This is a genomic window from Corallococcus sp. AB032C, from assembly GCF_003668935.1.
GTDB classification, from domain to species: domain Bacteria; phylum Myxococcota; class Myxococcia; order Myxococcales; family Myxococcaceae; genus Corallococcus; species Corallococcus exiguus.
Map to the genome: position 1 here is coordinate 1 of NZ_RAWP01000066.1, position 20,209 is coordinate 20,209.

The 20,209-nt window shown below is 69.2% G+C and carries 18 protein-coding genes; 8 read left to right on the forward strand and 10 right to left on the reverse strand.

Annotation, left to right across the window (positions count from 1 at the left end):
* Positions 1-491 (forward strand): zinc-binding dehydrogenase (locus D7X99_RS25890; RefSeq protein WP_147476265.1); only part of this gene is annotated, 491 nt, incomplete at its 5' end.
* Here the strand turns inward: D7X99_RS25890 and D7X99_RS25895 are convergent.
* The 4 genes from D7X99_RS25895 to poxB form a co-directional block, all read right to left on the reverse strand.
* Complete coding sequence (locus tag D7X99_RS25895) at positions 475-939, reverse strand: DoxX family membrane protein (protein WP_120576450.1); 465 nt, start codon at positions 937-939, stop codon at positions 475-477. The genes D7X99_RS25890 and D7X99_RS25895 overlap by 17 nt on opposite strands.
* An 84-nt stretch (positions 940-1,023) precedes the next feature.
* Positions 1,024-1,539, reverse strand: a complete 516-nt coding sequence (locus D7X99_RS25900) for a hypothetical protein (RefSeq protein WP_121780117.1) — start codon at positions 1,537-1,539, stop codon at positions 1,024-1,026.
* Between the two features lie 30 nt (positions 1,540-1,569).
* Entirely contained in the window at positions 1,570-2,088 is a 519-nt protein-coding gene (locus D7X99_RS25905; protein WP_120597250.1) for an RNA polymerase sigma factor, read from the reverse strand.
* A gap of 125 nt (positions 2,089-2,213) precedes the next feature.
* Positions 2,214-3,950, reverse strand: a complete 1,737-nt coding sequence (gene poxB, locus D7X99_RS25910) for a ubiquinone-dependent pyruvate dehydrogenase (protein WP_121780118.1) — start codon at positions 3,948-3,950, stop codon at positions 2,214-2,216.
* Between the two features lie 217 nt (positions 3,951-4,167).
* Here poxB and D7X99_RS25915 point away from each other — a divergent pair, with 217 nt between their 5' ends.
* Positions 4,168-5,682, forward strand: a complete 1,515-nt coding sequence (locus D7X99_RS25915) for a hypothetical protein (protein WP_121780119.1) — start codon at positions 4,168-4,170, stop codon at positions 5,680-5,682.
* Between the two features lie 229 nt (positions 5,683-5,911).
* Here the strand turns inward: D7X99_RS25915 and D7X99_RS25920 are convergent, their stop codons facing one another.
* Genes D7X99_RS25920 through D7X99_RS25930 form a run of 3 tightly spaced genes read right to left on the reverse strand, consistent with a single transcriptional unit; the run spans position 5,912 to position 8,882 of the window.
* Positions 5,912-6,694: a LytTR family DNA-binding domain-containing protein gene (locus D7X99_RS25920; protein ID WP_121780120.1), complete on the reverse strand. Its 783-nt coding sequence runs from the start codon at positions 6,692-6,694 to the stop codon at positions 5,912-5,914.
* A complete protein-coding gene (locus D7X99_RS25925) occupies positions 6,687-7,808 on the reverse strand; it encodes a sensor histidine kinase (protein WP_121780121.1) in 1,122 nt (373 codons plus the stop codon). Before D7X99_RS25925 ends, D7X99_RS25920 begins: the two co-directional genes overlap by 8 nt.
* Before the next feature lie 54 nt (positions 7,809-7,862).
* The gene (locus D7X99_RS25930) at positions 7,863-8,882 is read right to left on the reverse strand and encodes a zinc-binding alcohol dehydrogenase family protein (RefSeq protein ID WP_121780122.1); all 1,020 of its coding nucleotides are present in this window, start codon (positions 8,880-8,882) and stop codon (positions 7,863-7,865) included.
* Positions 8,883-8,969: 87 nt separating this feature from the next.
* On the opposite strand from D7X99_RS25930, the gene D7X99_RS25935 reads away from it, so the two are divergent.
* The gene (locus D7X99_RS25935) at positions 8,970-9,350 is read left to right on the forward strand and encodes a helix-turn-helix domain-containing protein (RefSeq protein ID WP_121780123.1); all 381 of its coding nucleotides are present in this window, start codon (positions 8,970-8,972) and stop codon (positions 9,348-9,350) included.
* Positions 9,351-9,361: 11 nt separating this feature from the next.
* On the opposite strand, the gene D7X99_RS25940 is transcribed toward D7X99_RS25935, so the two are convergent.
* Positions 9,362-9,997, reverse strand: coding sequence for a hemolysin III family protein (locus D7X99_RS25940; RefSeq protein WP_120597261.1), 636 nt, complete (start codon positions 9,995-9,997; stop codon positions 9,362-9,364).
* 149 nt (positions 9,998-10,146) lie between these two features.
* Between D7X99_RS25940 and D7X99_RS25945 the strand changes: the two genes are divergently transcribed.
* Entirely contained in the window at positions 10,147-10,785 is a 639-nt protein-coding gene (locus D7X99_RS25945) for a TetR/AcrR family transcriptional regulator (RefSeq protein ID WP_169819916.1), read from the forward strand.
* A 2-nt stretch (positions 10,786-10,787) separates the two neighbouring features.
* On the opposite strand, the gene D7X99_RS25950 is transcribed toward D7X99_RS25945, so the two are convergent.
* Positions 10,788-12,701 (reverse strand): propionate--CoA ligase, encoded by a 1,914-nt coding sequence (locus D7X99_RS25950; RefSeq protein WP_121780124.1) that lies wholly within the window; start codon positions 12,699-12,701, stop codon positions 10,788-10,790.
* A gap of 144 nt (positions 12,702-12,845) precedes the next feature.
* Between D7X99_RS25950 and D7X99_RS25955 the strand changes: the two genes are divergently transcribed.
* The 4 genes from D7X99_RS25955 (at position 12,846) to D7X99_RS25965 (ending at position 19,136) form a co-directional block, all read left to right on the forward strand.
* Positions 12,846-13,445: a hypothetical protein gene (locus tag D7X99_RS25955; protein WP_121780125.1), complete on the forward strand. Its 600-nt coding sequence runs from the start codon at positions 12,846-12,848 to the stop codon at positions 13,443-13,445.
* Positions 13,423-13,569 (forward strand): hypothetical protein, encoded by a 147-nt coding sequence (locus D7X99_RS42905; protein ID WP_158627070.1) that lies wholly within the window; start codon positions 13,423-13,425, stop codon positions 13,567-13,569. The genes D7X99_RS25955 and D7X99_RS42905 overlap by 23 nt, the downstream gene beginning before the upstream one ends.
* 173 nt (positions 13,570-13,742) lie before the next feature.
* Positions 13,743-15,602 carry a hypothetical protein gene (locus D7X99_RS25960; RefSeq protein ID WP_121780126.1) on the forward strand — a complete coding sequence of 620 codons (1,860 nt, stop codon included), beginning with the start codon at positions 13,743-13,745 and terminating at the stop codon, positions 15,600-15,602.
* A gap of 39 nt (positions 15,603-15,641) precedes the next feature.
* Positions 15,642-19,136 (forward strand): hypothetical protein, encoded by a 3,495-nt coding sequence (locus tag D7X99_RS25965; protein WP_121780127.1) that lies wholly within the window; start codon positions 15,642-15,644, stop codon positions 19,134-19,136.
* Positions 19,137-19,194: 58 nt separating this feature from the next.
* Here D7X99_RS25965 and D7X99_RS25970 read toward each other — a convergent pair whose 3' ends face one another.
* Complete coding sequence (locus D7X99_RS25970; RefSeq protein WP_121780128.1) at positions 19,195-20,025, reverse strand: hypothetical protein; 831 nt, start codon at positions 20,023-20,025, stop codon at positions 19,195-19,197.
* Positions 20,026-20,209 lie beyond the last annotated feature (184 nt).

Here is a 20,209-nt window from a genome sequence, read left to right on the forward strand (position 1 = left end):
GGCTGGGGCACCTGGGCGTGAAGTTCGCGCTCGCGCTGGGCGCGCATGTGACGGTCTTCAGCCACACGGACCGCAAGAAGCAGGATGCGCTGCGGATGGGCGCCCACGAAGTGGTCGTGTCGACGAGGCCGGAGGAGATGGCGGCGAAGGCGAACAGCCTCGACTTCATCCTCGACACCGTCTCCGCAACCCACGACGTCAACGCCTACCTGGAGCTGCTGCGGCGCGACGGGCACCTCGTGCTGGTGGGCTTCCCGGCCCGGCCGCTGGAGGTGGCCCCCGTCTCGCTCCTCTCGCGGCGCGCGAGCTTCTCCGGCTCCGGCACCGGCGGCCTGCCGGAGACGCAGGCCATGCTCGACTTCTGCGGCGAGCACGGCATCGTCTCCGACATCGAGCTGATTCCCATCCAGGGCATCAACGAAGCGTTCACGCGGCTGGAGAAGGGCGACGTGAAGTACCGCTTCGTCATCGACCTCAAGAGCCTGGGTTGACCTTCATGGCGAGCATCGGGCGGTACGCCGCCCGGTAGGACCAGGCCAGGAAGATTTCGGCCGCCAGGAGCATCACGGCCAGGCCCAGGCCCGACGGCGCGAGGAAGGCGTGCGTCAGGAAGATGTTCACGATGACCGGGGCGATGAGCGCCAGCGCCAGCGGGACGAAGCGGTTGGCCAGCAGCAGCAGGCCCACCACCGTCTCCGTGCCCTTCACCAGCGCGAACAGGAAGCCCGTCGCCTTCATCGCGATGCCAAAGGCCACCGCCGGATCCGCCGGGTTCAGGTCCTTGGGCATGGGAATGAACTCCAGGAACCCGTTCAGGCCGAAGACGAAGAACACCAGCCCCATGAACACGCGGGCCGCCGTCGGCAGGAAGCGGGCGAACGACTTCTTCTTCGGGGTGGCATCCACCCCGGGGGTGGAGGAGGAGAGGGTGGCGTCCATGGCGTACTCCGTTCAGATGGAAAATCGCGGGCCTTCTACTCCACGTCGAACCAGGCCCACACGAATCGACATGACCCACGCTTTTCAGCGGTTCGGCACTCCGCCTACATGGCCGTACGTCCGAGCGCGCAGCCGCAGCACCTGGTACGTGGCGCCGCAGAGGAACAGGCCGAGCAGCGTCGCCAGGGCGGCCTGCACCAGGGGAGACTGCGGGCTGTCGGCCAGGGGCTTGTTCGCGGGCAGCCGGGTCAGCGTCTCGTTGATGCCCGGCACCAGCAGCACCATGAAGCTGGCGGAGTACGTGAGGGTCCGCACGTATTCCGTGGCGCGGCCGAACACGCCCAGGCCTGGCGCCGCCGCGCCCACCGCCATGAGCAGCAGCGCCACGAGCCCCAGCGCGTGGCCCGGGTTGAAGCCGCCCGTGCTGGACAGACCGAACGATGTCACCACCGACGTCACCATGCTGACGACGTACGCCTGGCCGACGCGCGTCCCCGGGTCGATGCGCCCGTCGCGCACGAAGGCCCAGACGCCGAAGACGATGGGAGGCACGCTCACGAGCGTGTGGATGATGCCCAGAATGGACAGGGGGTTCGCCATGACAGGACTCCAGATGAGAGGGATTGAGCTTCAGGCCAGCAGGTATTCGCGGATCATCACGCGGGCGCGGTGCAGGCGGCTCTTCACCGCCGCCGGCTCCAACGACAGGCGCTCGGCCATCTCGCGGATGGAGAGCGCTTCGAAGTCGCGCAGCACGACGACCTCCAGGTATTGCGGCGGCAGCGACTCCAGCGCGGACGCCATGTCCAACCGCAGCGAGTCCGGCGTGTGCGCGGACATCCACTGGTCCACGAGCGCTTCCTCGTAGGGGTCGTTCTTCAGCACCGTGCGGGCCAGGCGGCGGCACTCGCGCTGGACAATCTTGAACATCCACCCGGAGAACGACGCCAGCTTGCGCACGGCGGTCAGGTGGCGGGACATCACCAGCATGGCCTCCTGGACCGCGTCGTCCACGTCGCTGATGAGGCAGCGCTTCTGCGCGTAGCGCCGGAGGTTCGGCTGCTGGAGTTGCAGCAGGTGCACCATCGCGTCGCGGTCACCGGCGTGGGCCGCGAGCAACAGCGCGTCGGGAGTGGTGGTCGAACCCATGAGGCGGCCTCGTGCGACGGGGAAAATCCCCATTCGCAAGATAAGAGGCGGCCACGAGGCGAATGGATTCGCGGCCCTGCTGATTTTTCTCCGGCCCCGCCCAACCGCTGGAAATGTCAGGGGTTTCAGCGCCAGAGGTTGTTGCGCGCCAGCTCCAGCACCTCGTTGGTGCGGCCGTTGAGCAGGGCCTTGATGCCGAACAGGGTGAAGCCCGCGGCCATGGACGCGGTGATGCGCGGCGGCATCACCAGCTCCGCCTTGCTGACCACGGCGTCCACCAGCACGGGCCCAGGCGTCGCGAGCGCCAGTTGGACGGCTTCATCCACGTGCGCCGGGTCCTCCACGCGCAGGCCCTTGACGCCCACGGCCTCCGCCAGCGCGGCGAAGTTCGGGTTCTGGAGCGCCGTGCCCACGTCGAGCATGCCGCCCACCTGCTGTTCCATGGCCACGAAGCCCAGGGAGCTGTTGTTGAACACCACGACCTTGATGGGCAGCCCCAACTGCACCAGGCCGATGAAGTCCCCCATCAGCATCGTGAAGCCGCCGTCACCGGAGAAGGAGATGACCTGCCGGTCCGGGAAGGCCTTCTGCGCGCCAATGGCCTGCGCGAGGGCGCTGGCCATGGACCCATGGTTGAAGGAGCCCACCAGCCGCCGGCCGCCCTTCATGGTCGCGTAGCGCGCGGCCCAGACCGTGGGCAGGCCCACGTCACAGGTGAAGATGGCGTCGTCCGACGCCTGGAGGTCGAACGCACGGGCCACCTGCGGCGGGTGGATGGGCTTCCTGCCCACCGTGCCCTGCCCCAGCGAGTCCAGCTCCTCGCGCGTCTTGCGGTAGTGCACGAGCGCGCGCTCCAGGTGCTTCGTGTCGCGCTTCGCTTCGATGCGGGGAAGGAGCGCCTGGACGGTGGCGGACACGCTGCCCACCACGCCCAGGTCCACCCGCGTGCGCTTGCCGATGTTCTCCGCGCGCACGTCCACCTGGATGATCCGCGTGTCGGCGCTGTCCGGGTAGAACTGCCGGTAGGGGAAGTCCGTGCCCAGCATCAGGAGCACGTCGCAGTCGATCATCGCCCAGTACCCGGACGCGTAGCCGATGAGCCCCGTGAGCCCCACGAAGTGGGGGTTGTCCTTCTCCAGGAACTCCTTGCCCCGGAGCGCGGAGACGACGGGCGCCTGGAGGCGCTTCGCCAGCTCCACCACCTGCGCGCCCGCGCCCTCGCAGCCCGCGCCGCACAGCAGCGTCACGCGCCCGCCGCGATTGAGCAGCGCGGCCATCTGCTCCACCTGTGCGGAGGCGGGCATCAGCTGGGACGGCGACGCGCGCAGCGACTCCGGCGTGGGGGCGCGCGCGTCCTCCGCCTTCATCATGGCGATGTCGCCGGGGAGCACCACCACGGCCACGCCGCCCTTGCCCACCGCGCTGCGGACGGCGATCTCCGCCGTGCGCTGCATCTGGTTGGGCCCGGAGACCAGCTCACAGTAGTGGCTGCACTCCTTGAAGAGCGACTCCGGATGGGTCTCCTGGAAGTAGCCGGTGCCCAGTTCCACGGTGGGAATCTGCGCGGCGATGGCCAGCACCGGAGCCCGGTTGCGGTGGCAGTCATACAGGCCGTTGATGAGGTGCAGGTTGCCGGGGCCGCAGCTCCCCGCGCACACGGCGAGTTGCCCGGTGAGGTGTGCCTCCGCGCCCGCGGCGAAGGCGGCGGCCTCCTCGTTGCGCATGGGCACCCATTCGATGTCGCCCCGGCGGCGCAGCGAGTCCGTGAGGGCGTTCAGGCTGTCGCCCACCACGCCATAGATGCGCTTCACCCCCGCGAGCGCGAGGACCTCCACGAACTGGTCCGCCACCGTCTTCTTCATGGTCCATCCCTCGCCTGGGCCGGTTCACCCCGGGCGAAGATGTGCACCGTCCCGCTGGCCTGCGACCGACCGTGCAGCCGGGCCCCAAGCAAGGCTGGCTGCCCGGTGCAGTCGGGCGGTCGCCATTCGCCGCGCCCCGAGCACCGTTCGCCGCGCCATTCAGGTCACTGGCGGCATGACCCCTGGAGGCAGGTGCCGGCCGCGACATCGTGGGGCCATGCGAAGCCCCCTGCTGTTGTCCGCTGTCACGGCGCTGCTGCTCACCCTGCCCGCCTCCGCCGCCGAGGACCCCGGCCGCGCCCACGTCCTCGCCGCCGCCGAGGCGATGGGCGGCGAGGCCCGGCTCCGCGCGCTCAAGGGCCTGCGTCTTCGAGGCGTGGGCCACTGGAACCTGCTGGAGCAGTCCGAGCGCCCCACGCCACCCTTCCTCGTCATGTACGAGCAGTTCGAAGAGGTGCGCGACCTGCGCCGGGGCCGCCTGAGCCAGAAGTCGGAGAGCCGCGGGATGGTGATGGATGAGTGGAAGGGAGTGACGATGCTGCTCGCTGACGGTGTCGCGGCGGCGGACTTCCAGGGGAAGTGGAGGCCCCTGGGCGCGGCACAGCTCCAGGACATGCAGGAGCGGCTGGCCTTCGCGCCCGAGCACGTGTTGCTCGCGGCCCTGGACGCCAAGGACCTGCGAGCCCAGGCGGACACGGTGCTGCAGGAGGTGCCCCACCACGTCGTCGCCTTCCACCAGGACCGCGCGAGCGTGCGCCTGGTCCTCAACGCCCGCACGGGCCTGCCCACCGCCGTGGAGACGGTGGACGCGCATCCGGAGGACCCGTTCTGGAGCGTCTGGGGCGACGTGCGAACCGTGTTGTCCTTCCAGGCGTGGACGTTGGAGCCGGGAGGCCTGCGCTACCCGCGCCACTGGGAGTGGGCGCGCAACGGTCAGCCCCACCACTCCGTCACGGTGACGGCGGTGACGGTGGATCCGCCGCTCGCGGACGCGGACTTCGCCGTGGCGGATGACGTGAAGCAAGGCTTCGAGGCCCGCCGCGCAAGGAAGCTGGACGAAGCCCCCGTGGTCCGTCCGGAAGCACCGCCCGTGGAGGTAGCCCCCGGTGTGGTGCAGCTGCCGGGAGCGTGGAACGTGGCGCTGGTGGCGCAGGATGACGGCGTGGTGGTGGTGGAGGGCCCGCTCGCGTCCGGCTACTCGGCGCGAGTGATGGACGAGGCCGCGAAGCTCTTCCCGGGCCTGAAGGTCAAGGCCGTGGTGTCCACCAGCGACGCCTGGCCGCACATCGGAGGACTGCGCGAGTACGTGGCCCGGGGCATCCCGGTGTACGTGCTGGACCTCAACCGCACGCTGGTGGAGCGGCTGGTAGCGGCGCCGCGCACGCTCGTGCCGGACGCGCTCGCCAGGAAGCCGCGAGCAGCGAAGCTCCAGGTCGTAAACGGACAGCGCGTGCTGGGCACCGGGAAGAACCGGCTGGAGCTCGTCCCGGTGCGAACGGAGACGGGGGAGCGGATGCTGTTCGCGTGGCTGCCGGAGCACCGGCTGCTCTACACGTCCGACCTGGTGCAGCCCCAGCCGGACGGCACGTTCTTCAACGTGCAGCAGGTGGACGAAACGGTGGAGGTGGCCGCGCGAGAGAAACTCCCGGTATCCCAGGTGTTCGGCATGCACCTGAAGCCCACGGATTGGAGCGCCCTCACCACCGCCGTGGACAAGGTCCGCAAGCCCTGAGGCCCTTGGCCAAGAACCCTGTCGCCACCGATGAGAAGGTGAGAACCCAGCCGGGCCTCCCCGTCGGCGGCGCACAGCGAAAACCTGTCCGACAGTCGGACAAGTTTCGGAAGACCGCTCCGAGCAGGAGGGCTGCTCGACCCGGACGGCTAGAACCTGTCCGACTGTCGGACAGGTTTTGGAAGACCGCGCCCGGCGGGCGGTGGACAACCTGGGCTGTCTGGAGGTTTCAGCGGGCCCGGCCCAGCCGCCGCTCCAGGTGCTCGCGGCGGCTACGGCTCACGCGCAGGCGCATGCCGCTTCGCAGCACCACCACCTGCTCCGTGGGCGAGGGCCGGTGCACTTCTTGAATGCACGCCACGTTGACGATGGCGGAGCGGTGGATGCGCACGAAGCGCTCCGGGTCCAACCGCGCCTCCAGCGCCGCCAGGCTCTCGCGCAGCACGTGGGCCTTGCCGTCCGCGTGCAACGTGACGCAGTAGTCGTCCGCCTCCACCCACTCGATGTCCGCGACAGGGACGAGCACGGAGCGCAGCCCCACGCGCACCAGCAGCCGGTCCGCGGGAGGCTCGGCGGGCCTTGGTGCCGGGCCCGCGTCCGCCAACAGGTCCGCGAGTCGCCGGCCCAGCTCGGCGGCCTCGCCGGCGCGCAGCCTCTGACGAGCCCGGGCCAGCGCCTCGTCGAAGCGCGTGTCGTCGAAGGGCTTCAGCAGGTAGTCCACCGCATGCACGTCGAAGGCCTTCACCGCGAAGGTGTCGAACGCGGTGATGAAGATGACAGCGGGCATGTGCTCCACGCCCACTTCCCGCAGCACTCCGAAGCCGTCCAGCTCCGGCATCTGAACATCCAGCAGCACCAACTGAGGGCGCTGGGCGCGGATGGCATCCACCGCTTCGCGGCCGTCGCGGCACTCGCCGCACACCACCGCGTCGGGATGGCGAGCCAGGGCCTGCCGCAATCCCTTCCGAGCCAGCGGCTCGTCGTCCACCAGCAGCACCCGCAGCTCAGCCATGCGCCACCCCAGCGGCGCCCGGCTTGGAGCGCCAGGGCAGCAGGACCGTTGCCACGGTGCCCTGCCCTTCCGCGTTGGCGACTCCCAGCCGTCCCGCTTCGCCGTAGAGCTGCGCCAGTCGCGCCCGCGTGTTCGACAGGCCGATGCCCCTCGCCGCTTCCAGGTCGAAGTCCCGGGGCAGCCCCGGACCATCGTCACGCACGGTCAACTCCAGCGCGTCTCCGCACCGCCTCGCGCCAATGCGCAGCACCCCGGATGCGGAGCGCACGCCGATGCCGTGGCGGAGCGCGTTCTCCGCGAGCGGCTGGAGCACCAGGTGGGGCACTCGGGCCTCCAGCGCTTCCGGCTCCACCGCCCACTCCACTCGCAGCCGGTCCGCGAAGCGCAGCTGCTGGAGCTCCAGGTAGCGCGACAGCACGGCCACCTCGTCTCGCAGGGACACCTCCTGGGTGGCTCCCTGCTGGAGCAACTGCCGGAGCAGATCGCTCAACAGCACCAGCATGCGCGCGGCCTCCTCCGTCTCCTTCTCGCGCACCAGCACCACGATGGCGTTGAGCGTGTTGAAGAGGAAGTGCGGCTGCAATTGCGTCTGGAGCGCGAGCAGCCGGGACTCGGCCAACTGCACCGCGAGCGCCGCGGCCTGTCGCTCGCTGTCCCTCGCCCGCTGGGAGGCCCGGGTGGCGGAGGCCACCGCCAGCACCGTCGCGTAGGCCATGCCCATCATCGGCAGCCAGCCCCACCATGCACGCAGCCAGCGCGCGGCCCAGGTGGCATCCCGCCCGGGCATGAACTGCGCCGTCGTCAGCGCGTACACGGCGGCGAACAGGGCGCCCATGCCCAGACACGCCGCCAGGTGCACGAGGACGGGGCGCGGCCTCGGAGGGCTCAGGGGCTCGCGCGCGGCGAGCCGGGTGAGCCACGGCGTGAGGGGCAGCCACACGTACCAGGCGGGCATCTGCGCCGCGAACACCCGCCACAGCGCGGGCGCCCCGGCCATGTCCCGGCTGAACGTGTACGTCTCCAACGCGGAGAAGAGCGCGGGCACGGACCACGCGGCGGCCCGCTTCGCCCAGGCACGCCACGCGCTTCCAGAGGTGTCTTCCACAGTGGCCACGAGGCCCGCGAGTCTACCGGCGGGCGCCGCGGACTTCACCGCCTGCGCGAGGGTTCAGGGAAAACCGCTGAGCACAATCTTGCCCAGCGTGCGGCCCGTCTCCACCGCCGCGTGCGCGCGCCGGAGGTTCGCGGCGGTGAGCGGGCCGAAGTCCTGCGTCATGGTGGTCCGCAGCGTCCCCGCCTCCACCAGGTCCGCCACCGCGTCGAGCAGCCGCTGCTGGGAGAGCGGATCCGCGTCGTAGAGCGCGCGCGTGAACATCAGCTCCCAGTGGAGCGCCAGGCTCTTGCGCTTCATCGCGTTCACGTCGAGCGGCGTCTGCGGGTCGTCGATGATGCCCAGGTGCCCGAAGGGCGCCATCAGCTCCACCAGCTGCGTGAAGTGCTGCTCCGTCGCGGTGAGCGCCATCACGTAGCGCACGCCGCCCGGCACCAGCGACTTGACCTGCTCGGCCAGGGGCTGGCGGTGGTCCACCACGTGGTGCGCGCCCAGGGACTTGCACCACTCCACCGTCTCCGGCCGCGACGCCGTGGCGATGACCGTGAGGTCCGTCAGCTTGCTGGCGATTTGAATCGCCATGGAGCCCACGCCGCCCGCGCCGCCCACCACGAGCAGCGCGTCCTTGAGAGTGCCCGTCTTCTGCTGAGGCACACCCAGGCGCTCGAACAGCAACTCCCACGCGGTGATGGAGGTGAGAGGCATGGCCGCCGCCTGGGCGAACGTCAGCCCCTTCGGCTTGCGGCCGACGATGCGCGCGTCCACCACGTGCAGCTCGGAGTCCGTGCCGGGCTTCGCGATGGAGCCCGCGTAGAAGACCTCGTCACCGGGACGGAAGCGCTTCACGTCCTTCCCCACCGCCTCCACCACGCCGGCCGCATCCCAGCCGAGCACACGCGGCGAGGACTCCACCTTGTCCTTGGGCGCGCGCACCTTCACGTCCACCGGGTTCACGGACACGGCGCGTACGCGCACCAGCAGGTCTCCGGGACCGGGCGTGGGGTCCGGCAACTCCACGTCGACGAAGGCTTCGGGATGGTCACTGGGGAGGTACTTCGTGAGGGCGACGGCTCGCATTGGGGGCTCCTTTGCGTGCAACATCGTCCCGAAGGTCGGAACGGACAAGTACGCAGGATTTCCGCCCATACGCACGAAAAGGGAACCATGGCCCGGCACAAGACCTATGACTGCTCCGCCGGTTGTCCGGTGTCCGCGACGCTGGATGTGATTGGCGGCAAGTGGAAGGGGCTCATCCTCTACCACCTGCTCGAAGGCACGCTGCGCTTCGGCGAACTGCGCAAGTGCATCCCGGACGTCACGCAGCGGATGCTGACGCAGCACCTGCGCGAACTGGAGGAGAGCGGGCTCGTGCACCGGCAGGTGTACGCGGAGGTGCCTCCGCGCGTCGAATACAGCCTCACGCCGCAGGGCCAGACGCTGCGAGGCGTGATTGCCGCGCTCAAGTCCTGGGGAGAGACCTACCTGGGCCGGAAGGCTCCGCAGCCCGCGGCCCCGAAGCGACGGCTCGCCGTCGCGAGGCGCTGAAGCGCGGCGCCCTACCCCGCCGCGCGCACCAGGCGCAGCACCAGCACGAAGTGCAGCCCCGCGCCCACCAGCGTCATGGCGTGGAACACCTCGTGGTAGCCGAAGACGCCGGGCCGGGGGTTGGGCCGCTTGAAGGCATACGCGAGCGCGCCCAGCGTGTAAGCCAGCCCCCCGGCGATGATGAGCACGATGGCGGAAGACCCCACCGCGCGGAAGACATCGCCGAAGTACGGCATCATCGTCCACCCCACCCCGATGGCCAGCGCCGCCGTCACCCACTTGGGCGCGCCCACCCAGAACATCGACTGGAGGATGCCCAGCAGCGCCCCCGCGTAGAGCCACGCCATCAGCGGGTTGCCCACCTCGGGAGGCAGCCCCAGCAGGATGACCGGCGTGTACGTCCCCGCGATGAGCAGGAAGATGGCCGCGTGGTCCGCCCGGCGCATCCACGCGCGGGCCTTCGGCGACCAGTTCACCCGGTGGTACGTCGCGCTGATGGTGAACAGCCCCACCAGGCTCAGCGCGTACAGCGCCGACGCCAGCATCGTGCGAGGCGTGGGCGCCATCGCCACCAGCACCACGCCCGCGCCCACCGCGAAGGCCGCCGCCCACTGGTGCAACACCCCGCGCAGCTTCGGCTTCTCCATTCCCAACACCACCGCGCTCACGCGCGCCCCATGACGGACTCGACACCCTTCGAAACGAAGCATTTCATGACGGTGGCGACTCCACGCCTTCCCTACGGAATGGTAGGTTTCGGTCCGGTAAGTTACCGGTGGGTAGGTTGGAGGTCAACTTGAAGAAGAAACAGCGGCTTACAGGCGCGGAACGCCGGATCCAGTTGATGGAGATCGGCCGGTCGGTCTTCGCCTCGAAGGGCTACGAGGCAACCTCGATTGAAGAGGTCGCCCAGCAGGCGGGCGTGTCCAAGCCCATCGTCTACGAGCACTTCGGCGCGAAGGAGGGGCTGTACGCGGCCATCGTGGACCGGGAGCTGGAGGACCTGGTGGCGCGCGTGTCCGCGAGCATCGCGCAGGGCACGCCCCGGCAGCGCTTCGAGGACGCGGTGCTGGCGTTCATGTCCTACGTGAAGGAGGAGCCTGCGGGCTTCGCGGTGCTCACGCGGGACTCGCCTACGGCGGCGGCGCGGCGCGGACTGACGCGCGTCATCGACGACCTGGCCCAGCGCGTGAGCGACGTCTTCCGCAGCGAGTTCGAGCGCGCCGGCTACCCGTCCAAGGTGGCGCCCATCTACGCCAACGCGCTGGTGGGCATGGTGACGCAGGTGGGCCACTGGTGGGCCGCGGAGGGCAAGTCCTTCTCCACGGAGAACGTGGCCCGCCATGTCGCGGCGCTCGGGTGGATGGGATTGAGGCACCTGCCCAAGGACCCAGCGGCACCCGGCGCGAAGCGCGAGCCGAAGCGCCGGAGCTGAGGCTACGCCTTCGGAGGCCGCGCCTTGAGCGCCGCCTGGATGCCTTCCAACGCGCCCGGGTCCTCGATGGTGGTGAGGTCACCCGGCTCGCGATCCTCCGCCACGGCCTGGATGCTGCGGCGGAGCAGCTTGCCGGAGCGCGTCTTGGGCAGGTTCGCCACCACGTACACCGCCGCCGGGCGGGCCACCGCGCCCAGCGTCCGGCCCACCGTGTCCATCACCTCGCGCGAGAGGGCATCCCGGTCCTCCTCGCGTTGCAGGCGCGCGGGGTCCTTGGGCACGACGAAGGCCATCACCACCTGGCCCTTGAGCTCGTCCTTCACGCCCACCACCGCCACCTCCGCGATGGCCGGGTGTCCGCTGATGGCTTCTTCAATCTCACGCGTGCCCAGGCGGTGGCCCGCCACGTTGATGACGTCGTCGGTGCGGCCCAGGATGAAGTAATCCCCATCCGCGTCGCGCGTGGCCCAGTCGAAGGTGTTGTAGAGGGGCGTGTCGAAGCTTGCGAAGTACGTGGAGACGAACCGCGCGTCGTCGCCCCACACCGTGGACAGACAGCCCGGCGGCAGCGGCGGTTGAATCACCAGCACGCCCTTCTGGTCCGCCGCCGTCACCTCTTCGCCGCTCAGCCCATCCACCAGCTTCACGCGGTAGCCATAGATGGCCGCGCCCGGTGAACCCAGCTTGCGCTTGCGCGGCTCCACCCCGGGAACGGGCCCCAAGATGGGCCAGCCCGTCTCCGTCTGCCAATAGTTGTCCAACACCTGCGTGGACGGCAGCGCGTCCGAAATCCACGCGTGCGTGGGCGCGTCCAGCGGCTCTCCCGCGAGGAACAGGTAGCGCAGGCTGGACGTGTCGTGGCGCTTCAAGAACGCCGCGTCCTGCTTCTTCAGGATGCGGATGGCCGTGGGCGACGTGAACATCACGCTCACCTTGTACTGCTCGATGAGCCGCCACCAGACGGCGGCATCCGGGCGGATGGGCAGGCCCTCGTAGAGCACCGTCGTCATGCCGTTCAGCAGCGGGCCGTAGACGATGTACGAATGGCCCACCACCCAGCCGATGTCTGAGGCGGTGAACATCACCTCGCCGGGCTGGCCCGTGTAGATGTGGCGCATGGACGCGGCCAGCGCCACCGCGTAACCGCCCGTGTCGCGCTGCACGCCCTTGGGCTTCCCGGTGGTGCCGGACGTGTAGAGGATGTAGCTGGGCTCCGAGGACTCCATCCACTCCACCGGAACCTGGGCGCCCTCGTGCTCGCGGCCCAGCGTGGCGAAGTCCACGTCGCGCTCCGGCGTGACGGGGCTGTTGGGAACAAGCCCCCGGTCCACCACCAGCACGCGCGCGGGCGGGTGCTTCGCGAGCGTGAGGGCCTCATCCACCAGCGGCTTGTAGGGGACGACCCGGCCCGCCCGCATGCCCGCGTCCGACGTCACCAGCAGGACAGGCTTCGCGTCGTCGATGCGCATGGCCAGGCTGTGCGCCGCGAAGCCGCCGAACACCACCGAGTGGATGGCCCCCAGTCGCGTGCAGGCCAGCAGCACGAAGACAGCCTCCGGCACCATGGGCATGTAGACGATGACGCGGTCCCCGCGCTTCACGCCCAGCGAGCGCAGCACGGCCGCCGTCCGGTTCACCTCCGTGTGGAGCTGCGCATAGGTGTGCTGGCGGCGCTGGTCCGTCTCGGTGGATTCGAAGACAAGCGCCAGCTGGTCCGCGCGGGTGGCCAGGTGCCGGTCCACGGCGTTGTGGCACAGGTTGGTGCGCCCGCCGACGAACCAGCGCGCGAAAGGCGGCCGGGAGTCATCCAACACGGAGTCGAAGGGCTGCTCCCAGTCGATGAGCCGGGCCTGCTCCGCCCAGAACGCCTCCGGCGCTTCGATGGAGCGGCGGTAGAAGTCCAGATAGCTGCCCATGCGGACGCTCCTGCGAAGGGAATGTGCCCCGACGATAGTGGCGAGCCCGCGAGGGTGGGAAGGACGCCTTCCGGAAGATGCCCGGGACTCATCAGCGCGACGGGCGTAACCCCATCAGCTTTCCACTGAAGGGGAGTCCACACCATGAAGCGTTTCGCGCAGGCGTTGGGAACGTCCGTCGCGCTGGCCCTGCTGGCCGTCCCCGTGGCGTACGCGGGGACGAAGGCCGCGTTCAACGTGGTCGTCAACACCTCCATCCGCGACGAGGAAGGCGCGCAGGGCACGGCGCACAACAGAACCGACACCGTCCAGCGCATCTACTGCCGCACGTCCGCGGACGCAGCGGGAAATGAGTCGGTTCGGTGCCTCGCCGTGTCCGCGGCGAACGTGTCCGCGACCTGCTTCTCGACCCTGCCCGCGCACGCGCGCAGCGCGCAGTCCGCTGGCAACGCGTCCTTCATCTATTTCACCTGGGACGTGAACGGCGTCTGTCAATCCATCGACGTGCTCAAAGCCGAAGGCGCCGTAGTCCCGCTGCTTGCGCCACGCCCCCGGAGCCTCTTGATGAAGACCTTCCTCCAGACACTGTTGTCACAGGTCCCGGGCATCGCGCTCGGCATCACCGGGGGCGTGGCGCTGACCTTCGCCACCCTGGAGTCGCGGGTGGAGCGGATGCTGGACGCGAAGCTGGAGGCGCAAGCCCGTCAGCTTCGCGGGCTCGTTGGGCCGCTGGACGGACGATGATCAACGGCGCTTCCACCAGGCCCTCGGCGCCGGCCCGCGCGAGGAGGTCGAAGCGATGGAGCGCGACCTGTCCCTGGCCATCAACAGCGGCCTGCTCCGGCCGGCGCTGGGCGCCGAGAGGTAGCGCGCGACACGACGCAAGCGCGTCCTGTCAGCACGCAGCCTGGGGGGCGTGAGCGAGCCGTGGATGTGATCACGCGGGGTTGAGTTCTGGTCCTGACCTTGCAGTTGGAGAGGGCGCATCCGTGAAACAGGTTTTGTTTCACGACACAGGTCCCTCACTCGCCAGGTCCTTCCATGACGATCTCCACGACCCTCACCATCCAGAACAACTCCGGCTGCCCCATCGATAACCGCGGCACGCCGGACTACAAGGACGGCGCGCTCAGCGGATCCGCGCCCGCCACCAGCATCGCGGCAGGCTCCAGCACGACCTTCAAGATCGAGCAGAAGAACTCCGTCTCCCCCGGCCCCGAAGGCACGGTGACGTACAAGCTGGAGACGGGGAACGAGCAGGTGCCCCTCTCCTTCTACTGGAACTACTCCAGCGGAGCGCAGCACCACGAGTCCTATACCGCCACCACGAACTCCAGCCTCGCGCCGGTGGTCATCACCCAGACGGACGCGAGCGGAGACAACCACGCGACCACCTACCGGGTGGACTTCAAGCCGCGCGCGCCGCACGAGTGGGACCTGGTGTGGGCGCTGTCCGTGGGCCTCATCAACAAGCAACTGCACGCGCTGCGCTACTACCAGCTCATCCCGTCCTCCTTCACGCAAGCGGCGTCCGGCGGCGCGCAGCTCACCGTGACGGCCATGGGTGACCCTACCGTGTCGGTGTCCGACGACCAGACGACCCACCTGGACGTGCACCTGGCCTTCACCACCGCGACCCTCCAGTACGTGGAGTCAGGCGCGACGAAGACGCAGGACCTGTCGGGCACGACGGTCATCGTGTCCCTGGACCTGTCGCAGGCGCAGGTGACGGACCCCAACACGCTGGCCGCCACGTCGGATGCGAAGCAGCACATCCAGGGCCTCCAGTCGCTCAACTACTCCGTCTACCGCCTCTTCCTGGACCTGGCCCAGCCGTCGCTGTTCCGCGCGCTCCAGGTCGTGAACGCGAGCAACCAGTCCGTGTCGCTCAGCCAGGCCGCGCAGAGCGCCCTCCAGGCCACGCTGGCCGGCGTGGGCCACATGGACGTGGCGTACACGACGCAGGCCCCGGGAAGCCCCGCGAGCATCATCCCCACGTTCGCGAAGGAGCGCACGACCCGCTACAGCACCAACGGGAACTTCAGCACGCTCAACGTGTGCATGATGAGCCGGGGCCGGAAGGAGCCCAACTGGAACTCGCGCTTCGGCTTCACCGCGCCGCTGGCCGCCACCACCAACCCGGACGGCACCCCGGCGGAGGCCCGCGCGAGGCTGTTCCTCAGCCAGGACACGCTGGGCGAGGGCTACCTCAAGCCGACGGTGCTGCCCGCCATCCTGAGGGCCTCCGGCATCCCCGGCACCATCTCGCGGCTGGCGCCGCTGATGTACCAGTGCGTCGGCTCGCGCGATAACTCCAGCAAGAACGACGGCCGGGGCGAGTTCGTCCAGGTGGACAACGGCTTCGACCAGTACGTGTTCGGCACGGAGACCGTCGTCTTCACCACCCAGCCCAACCTCACCCAGACCGACCGCTGCACGGTGGCGATGAACGGCCAGTTCCAGGTGAACATCGAGGCCAGCCAGTATCCCCTGGACTTCATCGGGCTGGGCCTGAAGGACGTCCTGGGGAAGGCCACCTACGTGCAGCCCTGGACGGGCACCATCACCATCGCGGCCGGAAACGGCGGCAAGCTGGTGACGTCCGTGACCATCGTGCTGGGCAAGGCCCCGGCGCCGGACGTGGACAAGACCCTGGATGGCTGGGTCTTCAACGCGTTGGACAAGCTGTTCAACTGGTCCTCCACGTCGCCGCAGGACGAAATCACGCAGAAGGCGCAGGACTTCGCCAACAACCTGGCCGCGACCTTCCAGAACAACGCCTCCATGTCGCTGGATGTCGAGGACTGCGTCGTACTGCCCACGGGCTCCGCGCATGACTACAGCCAGTTCGTCTTCAACTCGGAAGGCGCCGTCCAGGTGGACGTGTCCTTCCCTGGCTGAAGCGCCCATCCCTCCCAAAGACATCCAAGGAATCCATCCATGTCCCAGACAACCCAGACGGGCTCGGCGACCGTTTCCTCCAGCCTGATGTACAACTACCTGGCCGCCACCTCCGTGGACGCGGCCTATCCCCTCGCCTCCGCGGAGGACACCGGCGGCTCGCCGCTGCTGTTCAGCGTGGGCGCGTCCTCGGCGAACACCGCGCGCAAGACGCTGTGGGTGATGTTGCGCGACACCACCGTGACGACCGGCTGGCGTCAGGTCGAGCTCAGTCCGGACGCGAACCACGACGTGCAGGGCTACGCGGTGGTCCAGGCCCCCTCCGGCCAGGTCATCATCGCCGTGGCCATGGATGACGGCGCGGGAGGCAGCCGCGTGTTCGTCTCCCCCGCCCTCACGCCCACACCGGACGGCGGCCCGTGGAACACGCTCAACACGGCGTGGGTCCAGCGCAACGGAGCCCCCACCGGCATGCCCGTGCAGCGGCTCCTGCTGGGCGACTTCGTCAGCGCCAGCGAGGCGCCGCTGCTGGTGGCGGAGGTGAAGAACACGAACAGCACCACCGGCCGCTACTTCGTGGACGCGTCCACGAGCGCCACGAACAGCGCGTGGGTGAACTGGGCGCCGCCCAAGGACATGCAGACGCTGCACGACGTGGTGGTGGCCCGCGCCTCCATCACCGGCATCTCCTACCGGGGCACCTGGTCGCTGTTCGACGACAACACCGGCAAGCGGTGCCTCACCTTCACCAGCCTCCTGGACCCGTCCACCAACACCACGCATTCGCTGTCGGTGACGGCGCCATCGGGCGGCCGCTGCCTGTGTGCGCTGGAGGACCGCCAGAACCAGGGCCTGAGCGCGCTGTACGTGGGCGGTGACGGGCTGTCGTGGTTCCCCTCCACGGGGCTGAAGAACGCGAAGAGCACCGCGCTGGCCATCGCGTCCTCGAACGTGCTGTCCGGCGTTACCTCCATGCTGGCGCAGCAGGACTCCCAGCGCGTCAGCGTGTGGGCGGTGGACGGCAGCCAGCGGCTGTTCTCCCTGAACAACGCGGTGGGCGCCACGGACGGCTGGTCCGCGCCGCTCCAGCAGCGCGAGCACGTGGCCCGGCTGGCCCCGCGCCGCAACCAGAAGCGCTCCACGGGGGAGCTGTTCGTGACCTCCACGGACAACAGCCTCATCACGTACCTGTGGCAGGACCCGGACACCACCGCCTGGCAGAACACGGACATGGTGCTGCCCACGCTGGCCAACGGGCAGGAGTTCCCCAGCTACACCACGGTGGTGCGCTTCACCGACGCGCAGGGCGCGGCGCTGGTGGGCCAGCCGGTGCAGGTGAACGCCTCCGAGTGGTCCCGCGTGATGGTGAACGGCTACTGGACGGACCTGGACACCAGCACACGCGTGGAGGTGAAGACAGACGCCAGCGGCACGGTGACGCTCATCAACAAGGTGTCCGACGTGGGCACGCCCGTGTTCCGCTTCAGCGCGTCGTTCCTCGCGCAGGACGTGACGGCGGACCCCAGCGCGGAGCTGCGCGCGAACCTGGCCGCGAAGCTGAAGGGCCAGGACCTGTCCCAGTGGACGAAGCCGGACGGCACGCCCATGGTGCCCCCCGGCGCGGACCCGGACCTGGTGGCGCAGGTGCAGGCGTCGCTCCAGCAGCTGATGGACAACATGGACAGCCTGCCCGCGGACGGCTCGTCGGCGCCCCTGGAGCCAGCCGCGCCCACGGCGATGGCGAAGACCCAGACGTCCTTCGCGGTGCTGGGCAACGTGACGAACGCCATCGAGACGGCGGCGGGCGACGTGCTCCAGGCGCTCAAGAGCGCCGCGGGCGCCGTCTACGAATACGTCATCCAGCCCATCGTCAACGGCGCGAAGACGCTGCTCCAGTTCTTCGTGAAGATTGGCGAGCAGGTGGTGACGTTCGTCGTGCGCACCATCAAGGAGGCGCTCCAGCTCATCAGCTGGCTGTTCCAACAGCTGGCGGTGCTGATTGAAGACATCATCGCCTTCCTGGGCTTCCTGTTCGCGTGGGACGACATCCTGGCCACCCAGCGCGTGATGGAGGCGATGACGAAGGACGTGGTCCTGGCGCTCGCGGGCAGCATGAAGGGCATGGAGGCCTCCATCACGGAGTACTTCAACGGGCTCATCGCGAAGTGGGACGGCGTCTGCCAGACGGCACTGGGCATGCCGGACGTGACGACGCAGCAGGTGGTGACGCAGACGCAGGCCGCGCAGACGCCGGAGCAGAAGTCCGCCACCGACTGCCTCACCACCAGCCCGGGCGCGACCTTCTCCACCTACCAGGTGTCCCACGGCGGCATCGGCGACAGCACGGCCGATGACTCCGACGCGCCGGTGGCGCAGGCCGTCACCGACTTCCTCCAGACGGTGGGGAACATCCTGTCGGACGTCGCGGACTCGGTGAAGGAGCTGTGCCAGGGCCTCCAGACGATGGTGCAGCAGGGCACCGTCAGCCTGCACTCCATCGTCCAGCTGCTGGCGGGCGAGGCCGCGAAGACGCTGCTCGCCGCCGCCAGGGACCTGCTGGTGGGCCTGTGCGAGGTCATCGCGGACGTGAGCCAGTCGATTCTCGACGACGTGCTCCTGCGCCCGTTCAACATCCCGGTGCTGAGCTGGCTGTACAAGAAGCTCACGGGTGAGGACTCGCTGACGATGCTGGGGGCCCTCAGCCTGCTCGCGGCCATCCCCGTCACGATTGTCTTCAAGCTGCTGACGGGCCATGCACCCATCCCCGAGCAGAAGCAGTCCAGCTTCATGCGGGTCATGACGCCCTGGCGGACGACGTCACTGGTGGCGCTGCCCGAGTCGAAGGACGACAACGGCGACAACGTGCTTGGCGACTCCGCCCACAACTACTCGGTCATCGGCGGTGCGCTCTCGATCATCTCCTCGTTCTGCTACACGCTCTTCCTGACAGGGGGGCAGCTCACGAAGAGCGCGCCCGCGCAGCGGTGGTTCTCCACCGGGCAGACCGTCGCGACCTGGACGGGAGTGGCGGGGAGCTTCCCCTTCGACGAGGACGTGCCCTCGCAGCAGTTGGACCGGATGGTCTGGGCGCTCTATTCCCTGGAGGCCGTGGTCACCGGGCTCGTGTCCCTGCTGAGCTGGACGCGGGGCGCGGATGTGGAGGCGAAGGGACTGGCGAAGGCGCTGGAAGTGACGGACAGCACGCTGCTCACGTTCATGGGACTCGTGAGCCTGGTCCTGTCGGTCGTCAGCTACATCCTGGAGTTGGATGGGGAGATCGACCCCTCCGTGCCCTACCACTCCACCTTCTGGGACACGGAGAAGTTCGGCGCCAACGTCCTGTCCTTCGGCGGCATGACGGGAGAGGGAGTGGCGGGCCTCATCCCGGGCGAAGCCGACAAGGCGCTCATCCTCGCGGGCTCGGCGGTCGCGGAGTGGGGAGCGCTCCTGCTCGATGTCACGCGCTGGGCGGACGCCGTCCTCTACAACAACACGGGTGACGGCTCGGACAAGAAGCTCTTCCAGCTCTGGTGAGCCAACACGCCCCCGTCCCCTGGCACGAAGCCGGGGGACGGGCGGTGTCACGGAACGATTAGCGCGCCTGGGCGCCGTCGGCGCTGACCAGGGCGGTGGCCTCGTTCACGATGGTGTAGCTGCCGGCGGAGCCCTTCACGTCGATGCCGGAGAAGTGGCGGTAGGGATAGGCGCCGTCGCCGATCTGCTCCACCAGCTCCAGGGTGTCACCGGTGAGCTGCTGACCATTCACCTGGGTGGTGAAGGTCTTGCCCTTGAGGCTCATGCGCCAGATGCAGGCGCCGTCCTCGGTCTGGGGCACGGCGTCCGCGCGCACGGCGAACGGGAACGGCAGGTGGCGGAAGTCGATGGCCGCGAAGCCCCAGGCCATGTACACGTTGCCCATCCAGTCCGTGAAGATGACGACGCGGGCCGCGGGCTCGTGGGTGCCGCCGCCCTGGAACACGCCGTCGCGGTACACGTTGACGCGGTAGGTGGAGCCACCGGCCGTGCCGGTGAAGGCGGGCGCCACGGACAGCTGCGACCCGTTCGCGCTCGGCGTGACGCTCAGGGTGCTGACCACCTGGTCCGCGTCACGCGCGGCCAGCGAGAACTGGCCCTGACCGCCGCCCAGGTTCATCCGCGCGGCCTGCTGCCAGCCCGTCGCGTTGGAGAACCGGCTGGCCACGCCGTTCGCGGTCCCCTGCGCGAGCCCGAACACCTGGAGCCCCTCCGCCGTGGCGGCCAGCTGCGCGTTGCCCACCGCGCAGCTCTGGATGCCATTGAACCGAGAGACACAGCCCTGCGCCTGCGACTCCTGCGTGCCCGTGGGGGCCTGCGCGCTGTCGTCCGGACCCTGGCAACCCGCCAGGGACAGGAACGCCGCCGCCATCACGAATCCGGTCTTCATCGTCCGCATGTCTTCAACCTCGAAATGGGGTGTGTTTCACCCGGTGGGCGAAACACCGCGCGCAAGACCTCCGCCCCGCGAGCGGCGGCAGCGGCCTCTGCACCCGCCGAGCCAGTAACATGCGAAAACAAATCTTTCGGATTCCCCCGGAAAATCTGCTGACGCGGTAAGTCGCAGTAGCCCC